The sequence below is a fragment of the Variovorax glacialis genome, from assembly GCF_051216375.1.
In the GTDB taxonomy this organism is placed as follows: domain Bacteria; phylum Pseudomonadota; class Gammaproteobacteria; order Burkholderiales; family Burkholderiaceae_C; genus Variovorax.
Map to the genome: position 1 here is coordinate 1 of NZ_JBPJZT010000028.1, position 14,705 is coordinate 14,705.

Consider the following 14,705-nt stretch of genomic DNA (forward strand, 5'->3'; position numbering starts at 1 on the left):
TGCTTCCGTGGTGGGGCACCTATGCAGGGAAACCCGAGGAAACAGTGTCGGCGTCCACTCTGTAGATCCCTGTTGAACCGTGTGCGGGATAACATAGTTCCCCGCACAACGTTCGCACAGGAATCCCGCACAATGGCCTACATCCGCAAGTACCGCGACTCATGGAGAGCCGAGGTCCAAAAGCACGGCATCCGCTCATCCTTCGTGGCCCCGACCAAGCGCGAGGTCCAGCAATGGGCTTTGAAGGAAGAAGCCAAGTTGGACGGCATGAAGAAGTCCAAGGGGCTGACGCTGGAGCAGGCGACCGCCAAGTACGTGACGACCATCAGCAAGCAGAAGGCCCCTACCGCTGCCGCTTGGGAGGAACGACGCTTTGGGGAGCTCATGGCCTTCATGGGCGAGAACACCAAACTTGCCGACATCGGCTCTGACCGGATCTCGGACCTCTGCGAAAACCGGCTCAAGACGGTTTCAGGCTCTACCGTCATCCGCGAATCCAACCTCTTCCGCAACCTCTTTCAGGTGGCCGTGGACGGCTGGAAAGTGATCGATGTGAACCCGTACAAGGGTGTGGAGATGCCCAAGCACAACCCGCCCAGGCACCAGCTATGGACTTGGCAGCTGATCAAGCGGGTCTTGCGCGCGGAGAACAGGAACGAGCGGGAGGTTCAGTGCATCCGGGCTTTCCACATCGCCCTGCACACAGCCATGCGCATGAGTGAGATTGTCGGGGCGACGGTCGTTGGCAAGGTGGCCGTGCTGGAGCGCGACAAGAACAGCGGCAAGGCATCGCCACCGGTGAAGGTGCCACTTGCCCGCAAGGGTGCTGCGCTGTTCGCCAAGTACGGGCCATTCACGATCCGAGCCGACATCGCGAGCGCGACCTTTTCGGACATGACGGACGAGCTTCTGATCGACGGCCTGACGTTCCACGATGCCCGGGCGAGCGCTCTGACCTGGCTGTCACGGCGCGAGGACGTGATGACGCTGGCCCGGATCAGCCGCCACAAGAACATGAAGATCCTCATGGACACGTACTACCGGGAGTCGGCGGAATCCATCGCCGACCGTATCTGACAAGCAAAGGATGACCGATGACCTTCGATGAATGGTGGAACGATGATGAGGAGCGCGGCCTTGGAGCCAATGCGTTCAACGGCAGCTACGACCCCGAGGCAGTGGAAAAGGCTGCGCGCCATGCGTGGCAAGAGGCAGCACGGCAGGAGCGCGCTGCTTGTGCGAAGGTGTGCGAGGATTCTTGGCGAGGCATCTCCACCATCAGCAGGAACGCGCTTTGCGATGCTGCCGCAGCCATTCGCTCTCGGTCTTCCGCCACGGGGGAGAAGGGATGAGCCCGAACAACTGCGCAACATGCGACCACAAGAAGCACCCGGACGGCGGCCACTGCTACATGTTCAGGACGGAGCCGCAGATGGTTTGCGCTCAACACACAAGCAGGCTGCGGCCTCGCACGCCTGAGATGGACGCCATCGTCAAGTTCATCCACGGCAACCCGACCTTCAATCTGGAGAACGCCGCAAAGGCAGTTTCCGAAGCTGTCCGCCGCTCTGGCGCTATCTGAGGAGACGTGAGAAAATGAGGGCTCCCCGAGAGGGGGCTATCAAGGCTGCAACTCGTGCCACCCAAGCGGTCAAGGGGTCTCGAAAGGGACGTGAGCCGACTCAGGTTGCAGCCTTGATGGCGGTCCGCGCTGGTGCCGGGACTGGTGACGTGCACGAATATTCCTGACGCGGTTCGATTCCGCGGCCACCATCAACCCTTCACGCATGCATGCCTGCATCTCCTTGAATGGAGCCCTCTGCCCCAGGTCCCGGGGAAGTGCAAGATAGCCGGGTCAGGCTGCATTCCGTGAGCCGATTTGCTTGAATTGCGGCTCACTCCACCATCTCAGGCGTGACGATGTTGCGCTCAATCAGCCCGTGCTTCGTATGGAACGTGATGGCCTGCGCCTGGCGCTCCGCGATCCAGCCGCCGCGAGCCGCGTAGGCGTCACGGGCCGCGAGCGTGGGGTGCTGGATGACCAGCATGCCGGAATGCTCCTTCTCTTCGGCGTGGTGCCGGTGGCCGCACTGGGCGTACCGCTTGGTCGTCTGCCCCCACATCTGCGGGAACTGCGAGGCGAACAGCAGCGGCAACTGGTCGTTCTTCTTCAAGTGGCCGTGGTGCCAGCAGAGCATCGTTTCGCCGTGCTGGATCGCGTAGTACGGCAGCGGCGAGTCAATGACCTCGATGCGCGGCTCGTTCTCGTAGAGCGCGGCGAACATGGTCCGCAGCCAGATCGACGAGCTGATGTCGTGATTTCCCTCGGCCATCAAAACGACAACCTTATCGTGCTTCGCGAGGGCCAGATCAACAACCTTACGCAGCACTCGGATGGCGACCTGCACCACCTTTGTAAACCGGCCGTCGGCATCGAGGATGTGCCCGCTGGTAGGCGTCACCGGCATCACGCCGTCTTGGTGGAGGAAGTCGCCCAGTTGCGCCACCACGCCGACGCGCGAGTCCGGCGAGGCCATCACCATGCGCTCGAAACAACCGACAAGCGTTGCCTCGGCGATCTTCAAGTCCCAGTCATGGCCTCCCTCGTCGCGCCACGCCAAGGCCCCTACGTGGCTATCGGTCAGGGTGTAGACCGTGGCGAGATCCGCCCGGGCCTGCTTCGGCGCCTTCACTGGAGCGACGCGCGGCAGTTCTTCGGCCATGGCATCAGCCGCGGCCTGGAAGATGGCGCGCTGCCGGTCGGCGTCAACGGCTGACTTCACCCACTGCGCCGATGGCTTGCCCTCCTTGTCGTAGTAGGTGGACACGCCCTTGACCATGAACCCATCAGGCACGGTGCGGGTCATGTCGTTGGCGGGCGCGTACCCTTGCCGCGCCGCCCGCTTCTTCAGGTTCTCGAAGGTGTTGGCGACCGTCCCGCGCGAGATGCCCAGCGCCTCCGCCGCCTTGCGATGGCTGCCGTATGCATCGACGGCATCCAGCACCTCAAGTTGCCGGACGGTCGCGTAGCTGCGGAGATTGGGGTCGGTCATGAGAGTTTCTTTCGCCAGTAAATGGCGCCATCGAAGCCCCAAGGACGGGACGGGGTGAAGGTCTTGAACCCGCATGCGATGAGGCTGTTCGCGCTCGGCGGGTTCTTGTAGGTGTCGGAGATGAGCCAGTTCCAGCCGAGGCGCTTGGCCTTGGCTTCACGGACGCGGAGGAGCCGCTTCTGCAAGCCCTTGCCGCGGTGGGATCGAAGGACGCCGGAACGGCACAGGTAGCCCGCGTCGCACCAGCGCGAGGACTGGACGAGGCCGGCGAACCCGATCGGCAACTCGCCCTCGTAGGCGATCCACCAATGGCCGTCGGCGACGTCGTAGGGCTCGTCGCCCGTGAGCGTGGACAGTTGCAGGAACGTCAGCAGCGCCGCGACCTTGGGGTCTGTGGCGTTGACGGCCTGGACGGAGATCATTTGGCTACGCCCTTGACCTTCTCGAATGAGCGCATGGCACCCAAGCCGAGCATGCCGAACAGGATCGGCATCATCTCGCCGAAGTCCAGCGCCGGCAGCGTGATCGGGTGGCCGGCAACGGTCAGCGCCAGCGCGGCAACCGGCGCCAGCACGAACTTGTACGCAAAGGCGACGCCGCACGTCCAGCCAATGAACGGGCGCCAGCCAGCCACGAAGGTGCTGGCGCTCGCCGCCTCCACCTTGTTGATTTCGAGTTGGCCCTGAACGAGTTGGACGGCCGCCGCGAGTTGCGCGCGCTCCTCCTCGGACTTGTCGGGCCAAATCTTGTTGACGACCGTGGTGGCGAGGTCTGCGACCGCGCCGATTCCCGTTACGTCGAGTGCCATGGTCACACCTTCGCTTGTAGATTGGAGGCGATGCGCCGGGCCCAGCCGCGCCCGTAGGCGCCCCAGGTCGGCAGGCTGGTCATGAAGTCGAGCCGGACGCCGCTGTAGGCCGCTGCCGCTGCGTTGCCGTCGAGCTTCGAGGCTGCATTCAGGGTCATCGGGCCGATCACCCCGTCGTCGCCGACGCCCGCGATGCGCTGCAGCCACTTCACGGCCTGCGACACACCGGAGTTCACCGCGGCATCGAAGACGTCGAAGCGCAGCGCCTCGGGCAGTTTGTCGGCCTGGATGGCGTCCCAATACTTGCGCTGGTAGATCGCCTTCGCGGTGTCGCGCGGCAGTTGCTTCATCGCGCCCGCGTAGCCGTTGGCGCGCGCGACAACCGCAGTCACGCCCCACATCGTCTCCCCGCCCGGGTCGGACGGGCTGAACGAATATCCGCCCTCGTGTCCGAGTAGGCGGTCAAAGGCTTGATCGAAGTTCATCGCAGGCTCCCGAAGTCGGTATCTGGCCGGTTGCGTGGCTTTACCCACCCGCGCCGCTCGGCGAAGGGCCGGCCGATCTTTTTCCACAGCCACTCGCCGATCAGCAACATGGAGTACAGGAAGCCGGCGAAGGCCGCGGCCTCGGTCCAAGAGGTGATGCCGATCACCGCCCACAGGCTGATTACCTTGGCGGCCGGCATGTTGACGTCCTCGCTCATGCGCGCCCCTCGTCCGCCTCATTGGCGTTCGCCCTGGCACAGTGCCCGGCGTCGACCCGATCGAGCAGCCAGCACACGGCGCGGCACGCCATGCAGCGGCCCTCGGCGACGGCGCGACCCATGCGCCCCGAGATCGTCATGTCGGGGTCGCCCGCGAGCAGCGCGTTAAAGAGTTGATCGAACGCGACGAGCACGTTCCAGAGGTAGGGCTTCATGGGCGGGCCTTTGTGGTGGATGTCATGGGGGGTCAGCGTTCGAGAATCGTCTGCATGGCCGCCTTGTTTGCGTCCGAGACAGAGCCTTCGATGAGGATGTCGGCAAACCAATTGAGGTCACACCAACCGGAGGTGCCCGCACCGGACGCCAGATCCCATTTTTGGACCGTGCCGATGGTGGAGGTCGAGATCGTCCCGCTAGTAAAATTGGTATCGATCGTTTGGACGGTGGAGCCCTGATACAGCTTGGCCTGATTGGCTACCGTCGTTTGCGTGTAGTCCCAAGCCATCCAGCGAGAACTGCTGACAGTTGGTCCCTTGGTCGTGCTGTAGCCGTTGCGGAAGTAGTTCGTGCCTTGGCTCAAATAGTTCTGCAAGTTCCAGCCAAAGCCGGCAGCGGTGTCAAACGCCCATGCGCACGCATTCTGTCCAGAAGCACCGATGGTGCCGCGCGCAACCATCACCTTCGCGGAACCGCTTGCAACATTGCGCGGTACTGCCATCAGACAAAGGTTGTAGACAGCAACCGTGCCGCTGTTGTTGACCGATTGCATCGTGTCGTCGCTTCCGTCGAAGCGCACGAACCCATCCCAGACGCCCGAGGCGACGCATCGCGCCTGCTTGGCGTTCGTCGCTTGAGCCCAGTTGTTGCCGTTTCCGCTCTGGTCGTAGATCTTCGTGACGAAGCCGTCGCCGGCTCCGCAGAAGGTTTGGGCGGCCGACGAATCAACCGCCGCATCGATCGCTCCGGAAACGAAACCGATGTCTTGCTCGGTGTTGTCGGAGGATCGGCGGATGCGGATGCACGAGCCAGCGTAGCCCGTCCACTTCCGCTTGAGCGCATGCAGGCCGGTGACGCCGGTCGCATAAGAGTCGATCCCGAGCGTCCCGCCGCCGCCACCCCCGGACGCCTTCAGGCGCATCACGGCGAACGGCATCATGGCTCAGTCCCCGTCGCCACGCAGTCCCATTTCGTGTCGTCGCTGTTGTAGACCATGGCGATGTAGGTGGTCTTGCTGATGACCGTGGTCGTCGGCAACGTGATGCCAAGCGCGCGGTACTGCGTGCCGTAGCTGATGGCGCGCGCCGTGCCGTTGTCCTTGATGCGGATCACCATGCCGAGCATGTCGATGGCCGTGCCGGTGGGGTTCGCCAAGGTCAGGCCGGCCGCCTGCGCGGTGATCTTCACGGCGTCATTGGAGAACGTCGGCGTGACCGTCGCCGAGGACGTGACAGCCTGGACGTTTGGCGAGCGCGAGAGGCCCGACAGCGACGAGCCATCGGCCCGCGTGTAGGCAACACAACGCCAGTTTCCCGAGCCGAGCGACAGGAATTCGGCCACGTCGCCGGCTGCGGTGGTGATGTTCGCGCCGGTCGGCAGGATCAGGCTCGTTGCGTTGTGCGTGAGGGTGAGCACGCCCGCGAAGATCACGCGCCGGAACGCCCCCGCGGCGATCGTGTCAAAGCCTGTCACCGTGGTTGTGCCGGTAAGCGAGATGCTGTTGCCCGCTGCCGCGCCGATGGCCGGCGTGGCCGACGATGCAATGGTGACGGTCGGCGCCTCGTTCAATGCGCTGCTCAGCGTGCCGCCCGTGAACGTTCCGCCTGCCGCAGTCCATGCTCCCGACTGGTAGGAGTAGAGCGACCCGGCGACGTTGACCGTCACGCCGGCCACTGGCGCGAAGGCGTACCAGGTGCCGCCGCTGTAGATGGCGAGGTCTTTCGGCGTGAAGCCGGCCCACTGCGCGCCGGTATGCGTCGCGGCGATGATGTAGATGTCGCCGTCGGTCGGACTCGCAGGCTGCGCAGTGACGGCCTGGCTGATGACGTTGCCGTTCAGGATCTGATTGCGCAGGCTGTTGTCGTTGGCCGGAATGCTGTTCTGGTTCGTTCCAGAGAGCCACACGGCAAAGGGAAGGATTGGAGTGCTCATTAGATGGTCCCGGACGTGGACGGGCCGGCGCCCGTGATGCGGTTGATGGCGCTGACGGAGACGGTCACGCTTCCGCCGATGGCAGAAACGTCGTAGGTGAAGGTGCTTGCGGCCTGGTCGAAGGTCACTGTCGAGGTGCCAACGATCGTCACGCGGAAGCCCTGGAAGTTGACAGAGGCCACAGGCCAGTCATCCGAGCCAAAGCGGTGACGCGGCGCCCACGATGCCGTGACGATGTTGCCGCTGCGCGAGAGCACGAAGGACGCAACGGGCCACTCGGTCTGCGACTTGCCGGCATACGTGATCGTGGTGTCGTTGGTGGTGTTGTCGGCCGAATCCCCGAGGCTCACGGCCTGGTGCGTCAGCCCGATGCCCAGCGCGGACGCCGGAACGGTCGTATGCGTCGCCGTTGCCAGCAGCACGAACGTCGCGCCGGTCGTGTGCGCGGCGCCGACCGAATGCAGACGGCCTCGGTGCAGCATGGTGAGCGTGAACGAGCCATCCAGCTCAAGGTGCGCGTCGCGGTACTGCATCACCTCCCAGGTGCCGTCAGCCTTTTGCAACGCGAAGCCGCCCTGCCCCGACAGGAACTGCGCGTCCGTGAGGGTGTCCAGCGTCTGCCCGGCGCGCGTCAGCTTCACCTTCACCGAATTCGTGCGGTCGGTGTAGTGGGTCGAAGCGGCCGGCACATCGGCAAGCAACGTGCCCATGACCGTAGCGGAGTCGATCTGCAGCAGGTTGGAGTACGAAGCGCCGCCATCGGTGCTGCGCTGAAGCTGCGCGCCATACCATGCGGCATTGGCGCTCGACACGCCCACCATGACACTCAAGTCGTCCTCGCTGTCGGTGCGCGCCGGGATGTCCATGACGGCCAGTTGCGTAGCGCCCACGATGGTGGAAGGCGGCAGCGTTGGCAGCGGAATCGGGATGCCGGTGACGGCGGACGTGTAGGCGCTCTGCCGGTCAGCCCTCAGCGTGAACTTGACCGTCCAGTCGCTGAAAGCGCTCTGCTCGATGCGCAGGCGGGAAGTCCGGCCACGCAGGTAGAGCCCGACGCAATCCGCGTCCGCCAGGTCCGCAGCGACCGCGATCGGCACGGACAACTCCGTCGTCCCGTTCGCTTCGGCCAGCGTGATCTTGTAGATCTTGTCCACAGCCTGCGCCGCCTGGTTCTCGTCGAGAACGACGGCAGTCGCCATGGTGACCTCGCCCGTGGTGCGGCGGTCCGGGCTTGGCGTGTTCGGCGCCGTGGCCTTCGGTTGCGCGTAGCCGCTGGCTGCGTGCTGGTACTTGAGGTTGATCTTGTACGGGATCTCGCCCGCCTGCTCGCGCTGCGTCGTGTCCGGGACTTCGGTCAGGTCGGCGATAGTCAGCGTCTTGGCGACAGCCTTGCCCCGCTTCGGATACCAGAGCTTGCCGTCATGGTCCGACTTGTCGAACATGTAGATGGCGCGCAGGGCATTGATCGCATCGGCCCCGGTGTACGCGCCCGCGATGCTGAAGCCGGCAACCTGGTCCGTCAGTTCGAGGACGTCGTAGAGCGAAGCGGCGACCCCGCAGCGCTGGTGGATGTCGCCCACGATGGCGCCAAGCGTGGTCGGCGCGCCTACGTTCTGCGCGAAGGTGGCTGGCCCCCAGTCGGTGGTATAGCCCAATCCGCTCGGCACCGCGCCCGCCGAATAGAGCGTGCTGCCATCCGTGAGAACGCCGAACAGTACGTTGGCCGACTCGTAGTAAAGCGGGGGCGTTCCCGACACGGCATAGGCGGCGTAGCCGCTGACGCTCAGTTGATCGACGCCGAAGCTGAAATAGCCCTGACTGTTCGAGGCCCCGTTGGCCGTGAATCCGATCTCGACCATTGTCACGCCGTCGGCTGCATGGTTGATCTGTACGCGATGCAGAACAAACTGCCCATCGGTCAGCAGAACCGGGGTGCTCCACACTTGGACGCCTCCGATCTTCAGCCAAGCCGTCAAATTCATGCCAACGCCGCGTGCCTGAAAGCGCCACTGCGCCAGATACGCAGCGCCGTTTTGGAGTTGCGTCGGGCTGCCAAGCGCACACGAAACGCTCTGAGAAACGCCAGTGGCGAGTGTCGCGCCGCCGCCTTGGCCTGGCGTGGTCGGGCCGTTGATGGCTCCATTGCCGGTGCCGAGACGGCCGGAGCCGGAAGCCGGAACAACCGTCAGCGGAAGGGAACTCAGCGCCTTGGCGACCTCGAATCGGTACTGCTTGAAGCTGCCGCCGCGGTCGGTCTGATCCTCCAGCACGAACGTGAGCAAGGCCGTACCGCGGTAGGCCGGCGTCTCGGGGTCGATGAATGCGAGGAAGGGATCGGGCTCCTGATCCTCGCCACCCGTGCGCAAGAACTTGTTCGACATCCACTTGGTGGACTCGGCCACCATGAGGGAGCCCGGCCGCATGTCGTAGACGAGCTTGTTGTCCTCCCACACGCGCAGCATGCCGGCGATCGGACCCTCACAGATGCCGATGGCGAAGGTGCGGTAAGCGGTAGGCGTCTCAACCGACGTGCCGCCCTTGCCCTGCGTGCTCGATTCCGTGGTCTTGATCAGCGGGCCGTTCTGGATCACGTTCCCGATGCACATGACCGTGCCGTAGGGGATGATCCGCGGCACGCCCTCGGCCTGCGTCTGGACGGCCACTTCGTTGATGGCCGGGCCCTGCACCGTTGCCGGGTCGACGGCGCTGCCGATCAGCCCACCCAGCACAAGACCGAGCTGCGGATAGCCGAAATACGCGCCGATCAGGCCGCCAGCGACGGTAACCAGTGACCTCGTGCTCATACGGGCCTCCGGAAGACGCAAACGATCTGGCGCACGAAGAAGTCATCCATGCCGATTTCCGCAACACACATCACGCCCGGGGTGCTGTCGGCGTGGATCAGAGAGAGCCCGTGCATCTCGTCGTCGCCGACGATGCCCAGGTGACGGGGGCGGCTGGCCGGCGACATGACGAGGACGTCGCCCGGCTGGAGCATCGAGCGCACGCAAGCGCCCTTCTCGCCCGACCAGACCGGATCGCCGAGCGCTTCGACGACCGCATCCATGAGGCCGTTATTGAAGGGGTCGCGCCCGTAGCGGCGGCGATCAGGGAGCGAGACGCCGCAGTCGGCATAGGCAAGCCACGGAAGGCCCGCGCAGTCCATGCCAGTGACCGAGCGCCCACAGTGGCGCCACGGCACGCCCTTGTATCGGCGCGCTGCTTGAACGAGCGCGCTCACGCCGAGCCCGTCCCGATGGTTGCGCCTGGCGTGGCGTTGGAGTCGGCGTCGCCAATCTTGATCAGTGGCTCGCCGCGGTAATGGCGCTTCCACTCGGTGCCGCCGAAATGCGCCTTGCACCCGTTGGCGCCGTCCTTCCACTTCGTGCAGTCCGAGCGGATGGTGAACGTGTCGCCGACCTGCACCGGGAAAGGCAGTTCGAACTTCGTCGAGATGTTGCCGCTCGCGTCCTGCGACTCGACCATCTCCTGCCGGCCGGCGTTGTTGCCGGTCAGCCACTTGACCATGCCGGGCACGCAGATGTTTGCCGCGAGCCCGAGAGCGGACGCGGTGAACGTGCGATTCGACTCGGCGCCCACGCCCGTGACGGTCTTCGTGGCCGTCCACAGCGTCGAGGCGTCGAACCCGCAGGAATACTTCTGCTCGACAACCCCGCCGCCCGTGCCGATCGGCTGGCTGCCGAAGATGGCGCGGCAGGTCAGGCTGTAGTTCTCGACGACCGATTGCTTCAGCAGCTTCGCGAGGTCGGTCAGTTCCATCATGAACGACAGGCCGCGGTCATCGACGCTCAGGCGCCCGACCTGGCCGAAGCCGGCCGGTGGAATCCAATGGCGGCCGGACGTCAGGTCTTCGTAATTGACGACGTAGACCGTGTACCAGGCATAGTCATAGACGCCCGCGCGGATCAGGTCTTCATTCACGAGCACCGAGAACTGCGGAAGCAGGTGCTTGAACTCGCTGTTTCCGACCTCCATGGACGACTGAGAGCGCAACTCGGCCGGCACCATGCCGATGGCCGCCGAGTAGGTCAGCGAGCCCGTGCCGTCGTTGTAGGTCACGTCGCGGTCGAGCTTCGTGATGCCGAAGGCGGCGTACTGGGGCGAGCGCGGCTGGATCTTGATCAGGACCGTCAGGGACGTGGTATTGCTCTGCAGGTGCGTCAGCAGAGCAGAGGGAATGGTGCGACTGCCGCTCATGGCGTGATGGCCTCCACCAGGTCAATGGAGACGGTTGCGATGCGCTGATCAGGCAGCGTGAATGGGTAGTAGTCCTGGCCGAACCGCACCCGCACGTCAAATTGACAAGAGACGGTCAGGGCCTGACCAGACGGCCACGCAGACGAAGGCGTCAGCATGCCGGTCTGGTCGTTGGCGGTGACCGTGATTGGCACTCCGTTGGCTTTGACGACCACGGTCGCAGCGATCGGAAGCAGGATGTCGCGCGCGAGCGTGGCCGAGCCGAACGTGTAGTACTTTCGAAGTTGGCGCGGCGTGGTCGTGCCATCCCCCGTGCCGAGCGCCTCATCGGCGCAGAGGTAGTCCGACCAGTCCTTGAAGCGCATGGAGTCCCGGCGCCCGCGCAGACTCATGAACGCAGTTCGAACCTCGTTCTGCTGCGTCGGATTCATGACGGTGTAGTCGGCCTCAAACTTCATGTGCGGCATCGACCATTCGGCGTTCCGGGCCTCGGTATCGCCAGCCATCGGTGTGATGAGGGTGTTCCACTGAGGGCCGCCCTTAAACCCCCGCTCCACTTGAGAGGTGAGACGCTGATTGATGAACGTCATGCGAACCGCCTCGCGTTGCGCTGTTGAATGGAGATGTCAGAGGCGATCTGTTCGCGAGTGCGGCGGTCTACTTGCCCAGTCACCGGAACGGTGATGTAGGTGTTCCCTCCGCCCTGCGCCGGGGCGTTCGTCGCTTGAAGGTTGCCGCCAGCGATGGCGCCGACATAGCCGCCATTCGCGTAGCCGCGCCGGTTCAAGCGATCAAGGAAGCCGGTCCCGAGCTTCTTTGTGTTCTCGGCATTGATGACGTACTCGCCAGCGTGGACGATGCCGGCCGGCTGCATCTTTGAGCCTTCGCCCGTGTAGCCGCCTTCAGACCAGCCCATCCCCTTGATCAGCGAGCCGAGGGCGTCGCCGCCAGATGCGCCGACGCCGTTGGCGACGGTCAGGGCGCTACTGATGGACGCGCCACCCATGGCCGCCGCAGCAGCAGCCGCCGCAGCAGCGAGAGCGGAGATGGAAGCCGTGGCCCCTGCGGCGCTGGTAGCCAGTGAGGCGGTGGATGCAGCAGCAGCACCATCGCCGCCACTCTTACCACCGAGGCCGAGGGCGCCGAGCCAGCTTTCGCCGGTTTCCTTGTTGCTCGTCAGACCGCCGAACACCTTGGAAAGAATGGAATCCTTGTCCCCGAGTTGGCCTTGCAGAAGTTGAGCGAACGGCTTGGTGATCTGCTGCTCAACGATGCCGCGGGCGATCTGTTCATAGATCTTCTTGCCCATGTCCTTCCACGACGACCCCTTGTCGCCCATCAGAAGGCCGGTGACGCCATCCGTCACGCCGCTGAGCAAGCTGCCGGTGAGTTGCTGGGCGCGATTCGCCGCGTCGTTGACGTAGTCGATGTAGTTCGCGAGCGCGGTGGTCGCACCGTTCGTCCAGTCCTCGCGCTTCTGCTTCAGGGCATCGAAGTATTCCTGCTGGCTCTTGAGCGCATCGTCGAGCGCGGCCTGAATCTTTGCGACCTCATCCTTGTAGGCGTCGGAACCGAGTTGGTTCTTCTCGGCCGCATCCTTGGTGAGTTGCTTTTTGTAGTTCTCGTATTCCTTGCGGATCGAGCGCTGCGCTTCGACTTCCTGGCGCGCGCGGTCCCCGAGGCCGAAGGCTCCGAGTGCGCGGTCCTGCTGATCCTTGCGGCTGTCGTTGGACGACGCAATCGAAATGTTGATGCCTTCGACCTGGCGAGCGAACTCCTCGGCATCCCTCTTGGCCTTCTCGTCGAGCTTGGCCGCAGCCTTCTTCAATTCGACCTGTTTGGCAATCTCGACGTTGATGTCAAGTTGCGCCTTGATCGACGCCTGAGAGGCAAGCAGGCTCTTCTGATCCGCCGTCAGCGTGCCCTTGGTCTTGAGGTCCGCGATCAACTGGGCGAACTTCGCGCGCTCCTTTTCGGAGTCGGTGAGCTTGTCGTCGGTCTCTAGTTGCTCCTTGAGCGACGCCTGCTGCTGACGCAGGTTCTCGAGCATCTTCGTGCCGGCGTCGTCGGTGAACGCCTTACCCTGAGCCCCCTTCGGGTCCTTGAACTTGTCGTTGATGTTGGCAACGAGCTTGTCGTATTCCGGGCCGCTCGTGGACTTGCCGAGCGTCTTGAAGTCACGGTCGAGATCGGCGAGCGCCTTCTTGCGCTTGTCGGCATTCGTGCGCACCTCGTCGGACAGGGTCTTGATCCGGTCGGAGGCGGAGATCTTGGCGGACTGATCCCGCGCGCGCTGGCCTTCGGCGTCGGCGTTTTCCTGTTCCCGGAGGGCCTTGCGCGACAGGTCCGTGACCTTCTGCTGTGCAGCGGCGAGTCCCTTTTCGTAGGAGTCGGAGGTGAGGCTGTTGAGCGGGCCGCGCGAGCGCTTCTCGTCGAGCGACTTTTGTGCAGCCGCGAGCGCTTCGCCCGGCGTCTGGGGCCGGCCGAGGCCCATCATCATGTCCCACGCATCCTTGGCGTCGTGGGCGAGCGCGCGCCAGGCCTTGACGAGAACACCGGCCTGCTGTTCGACCTGGCCAAGCCGGGTCGTGGTTGCGTTGGCGTAGGTGGTTTGCGCCAGAGCCGCAGCGGCCTCCTTATCTCCCTGCTCCTCGAGCGCGCGGATGCGCTCGTAGGTCGTCAGGTTCAGGTAGTGCATCTGCTCGTTGAGCTTTGCAGACGCCTTCGCTGGCTCATCGGCCAACTTCTCGAAGACGTCGACGGCCTTGTCCACCGACGTTCCGAGCACGCGATTCATGGAGACGACGGCGGCGCCGACATCACCCATGGAGCCGGCTGCAATCTTCCCGCTCTGAGCCAGCGCCGCGAGCGCTTCGGCTGCGTCGCCCTGGGTGCCGGTGGTCTTCGCAATGATGGCCGCCTGCTCGCGCAACTGGTCGGTCGTCTTGCCGATGCTGTTGCCGGTCAGGATCAGAGCCTTGGCGTAGGCGGTCGACTCTTGCGCCCCTTCATGCATCGCCACCGCGAGAGCGCTGACGACGGCCACAGCGCCACCAATCGCAACACGCATGGGCGTGATCAGGCTGGTGAGCGCGCGGAATGTGTTGCCGACACCGCCGTAGTTCGAAACGACCGCGGCGCCCTGCAGGGCGAACGCGCGCAGCGGCGAGCCGCCCGAAACGACCTGCTCGAAGAAGTCCTTGACCTGCACCGCGGCGATCTGGTGCTGCATCGCCAATTGCTTGACGCTCTTTGTGTAGGTTTCAACGCCAGCGATTGCCGCAGGCGGAATCACCGGCACAGGGATGGCGGGAATCGGAACGCTGGCGGACGGCTTCTCAAAATTGGTCGCGCCCAGCGACGTGGTCGCGCCAGCAAGCGTGTTGCTTGCGCCGAGCGAAGTCGTGACCTTGGAGAAATCGATCGTCGCCGCAGTGGTCTTCTTGATCTGCGCTTCAAGTTGACGGGCTTGGTCGATCAGCGGCTTCAGCGCGTCGACGTTGGCCCCGCGCTGGCGGGCAACGCTTTCAATGAAGTCAGCGCCCGTCTTTTTCCCCGTCTCCAAGGATGCGATGTAGCGCTGCAGCGAAGCCTGCAGATTCTTGGTGGTGGCCTCCACCTTGGACGCCGCGACCTCCCCACCCTTACCGATGCCGGCGAGCCCGTCGGCCGCCTTCTTGCCCTCAGAGACGGCAGCCGCCCCGAGGTCAGCCAGGGAGCGCTTCGCCTGATCGACGCCGGCCTTTACCCCGGATGCGTCGGCGGTGAACTCCAA

At 64.4% G+C, this 14,705-nt stretch carries 15 protein-coding genes; 2 read left to right on the forward strand and 13 right to left on the reverse strand.

Annotated features, from left to right (window positions below; genetic code table 11):
* Nucleotides 1-132 precede the first annotated feature (132 nt).
* Together ACSFBL_RS33325 and ACSFBL_RS33330 are read left to right on the forward strand one after the other, a co-directional pair.
* The gene (locus ACSFBL_RS33325; protein ID WP_435520095.1) at nucleotides 133-1,077 is read left to right on the forward strand and encodes a hypothetical protein; all 945 of its coding nucleotides are present in this window, start codon (nucleotides 133-135) and stop codon (nucleotides 1,075-1,077) included.
* Nucleotides 1,078-1,094: 17 nt separating this feature from the next.
* The gene (locus ACSFBL_RS33330) at nucleotides 1,095-1,352 is read left to right on the forward strand and encodes a hypothetical protein (RefSeq protein WP_435520096.1); all 258 of its coding nucleotides are present in this window, start codon (nucleotides 1,095-1,097) and stop codon (nucleotides 1,350-1,352) included.
* Nucleotides 1,353-1,895: 543 nt separating this feature from the next.
* Here ACSFBL_RS33330 and ACSFBL_RS33335 read toward each other — a convergent pair.
* Genes ACSFBL_RS33335 through ACSFBL_RS33395 form a run of 13 tightly spaced genes read right to left on the reverse strand, consistent with a single transcriptional unit; the run spans nucleotide 1,896 to nucleotide 14,705 of the window.
* Nucleotides 1,896-3,053: a hypothetical protein gene (locus tag ACSFBL_RS33335; RefSeq protein WP_435520097.1), complete on the reverse strand. Its 1,158-nt coding sequence runs from the start codon at nucleotides 3,051-3,053 to the stop codon at nucleotides 1,896-1,898.
* Complete coding sequence (locus ACSFBL_RS33340; RefSeq protein WP_435520098.1) at nucleotides 3,050-3,475, reverse strand: GNAT family N-acetyltransferase; 426 nt, start codon at nucleotides 3,473-3,475, stop codon at nucleotides 3,050-3,052. Before ACSFBL_RS33340 ends, ACSFBL_RS33335 begins: the two co-directional genes overlap by 4 nt.
* Nucleotides 3,472-3,861 (reverse strand): holin family protein, encoded by a 390-nt coding sequence (locus ACSFBL_RS33345; protein WP_435520099.1) that lies wholly within the window; start codon nucleotides 3,859-3,861, stop codon nucleotides 3,472-3,474. The genes ACSFBL_RS33340 and ACSFBL_RS33345 overlap by 4 nt, the downstream gene beginning before the upstream one ends.
* A 2-nt stretch (nucleotides 3,862-3,863) precedes the next feature.
* A complete protein-coding gene (locus ACSFBL_RS33350; protein WP_435520100.1) occupies nucleotides 3,864-4,346 on the reverse strand; it encodes a glycoside hydrolase family 108 protein in 483 nt (160 codons plus the stop codon).
* Nucleotides 4,343-4,564 (reverse strand): hypothetical protein, encoded by a 222-nt coding sequence (locus tag ACSFBL_RS33355; RefSeq protein WP_435520101.1) that lies wholly within the window; start codon nucleotides 4,562-4,564, stop codon nucleotides 4,343-4,345. Before ACSFBL_RS33355 ends, ACSFBL_RS33350 begins: the two co-directional genes overlap by 4 nt.
* On the reverse strand, nucleotides 4,561-4,779 hold the full coding sequence (locus ACSFBL_RS33360) for a hypothetical protein (protein WP_435520102.1): 219 nt from the start codon (nucleotides 4,777-4,779) through the stop codon (nucleotides 4,561-4,563). The genes ACSFBL_RS33355 and ACSFBL_RS33360 overlap by 4 nt, the downstream gene beginning before the upstream one ends.
* Nucleotides 4,780-4,811: 32 nt before the next feature.
* Entirely contained in the window at nucleotides 4,812-5,720 is a 909-nt protein-coding gene (locus ACSFBL_RS33365) for an arabinofuranosidase catalytic domain-containing protein (RefSeq protein WP_435520103.1), read from the reverse strand.
* Nucleotides 5,717-6,712, reverse strand: a complete 996-nt coding sequence (locus ACSFBL_RS33370) for a DUF2793 domain-containing protein (protein WP_435520104.1) — start codon at nucleotides 6,710-6,712, stop codon at nucleotides 5,717-5,719. Before ACSFBL_RS33370 ends, ACSFBL_RS33365 begins: the two co-directional genes overlap by 4 nt.
* Entirely contained in the window at nucleotides 6,712-9,516 is a 2,805-nt protein-coding gene (locus ACSFBL_RS33375; RefSeq protein WP_435520105.1) for a GTA baseplate fiber-binding domain-containing protein, read from the reverse strand. The genes ACSFBL_RS33370 and ACSFBL_RS33375 overlap by 1 nt, the downstream gene beginning before the upstream one ends.
* A complete protein-coding gene (locus ACSFBL_RS33380) occupies nucleotides 9,513-9,953 on the reverse strand; it encodes a C40 family peptidase (protein ID WP_435520106.1) in 441 nt (146 codons plus the stop codon). Before ACSFBL_RS33380 ends, ACSFBL_RS33375 begins: the two co-directional genes overlap by 4 nt.
* Nucleotides 9,950-10,930: a baseplate hub domain-containing protein gene (locus ACSFBL_RS33385; protein WP_435520107.1), complete on the reverse strand. Its 981-nt coding sequence runs from the start codon at nucleotides 10,928-10,930 to the stop codon at nucleotides 9,950-9,952. Before ACSFBL_RS33385 ends, ACSFBL_RS33380 begins: the two co-directional genes overlap by 4 nt.
* Nucleotides 10,927-11,520, reverse strand: coding sequence for a DUF2460 domain-containing protein (locus ACSFBL_RS33390; RefSeq protein ID WP_435520108.1), 594 nt, complete (start codon nucleotides 11,518-11,520; stop codon nucleotides 10,927-10,929). Before ACSFBL_RS33390 ends, ACSFBL_RS33385 begins: the two co-directional genes overlap by 4 nt.
* Entirely contained in the window at nucleotides 11,517-14,705 is a 3,189-nt protein-coding gene (locus ACSFBL_RS33395) for a phage tail tape measure protein (RefSeq protein ID WP_435520109.1), read from the reverse strand. The genes ACSFBL_RS33390 and ACSFBL_RS33395 overlap by 4 nt, the downstream gene beginning before the upstream one ends.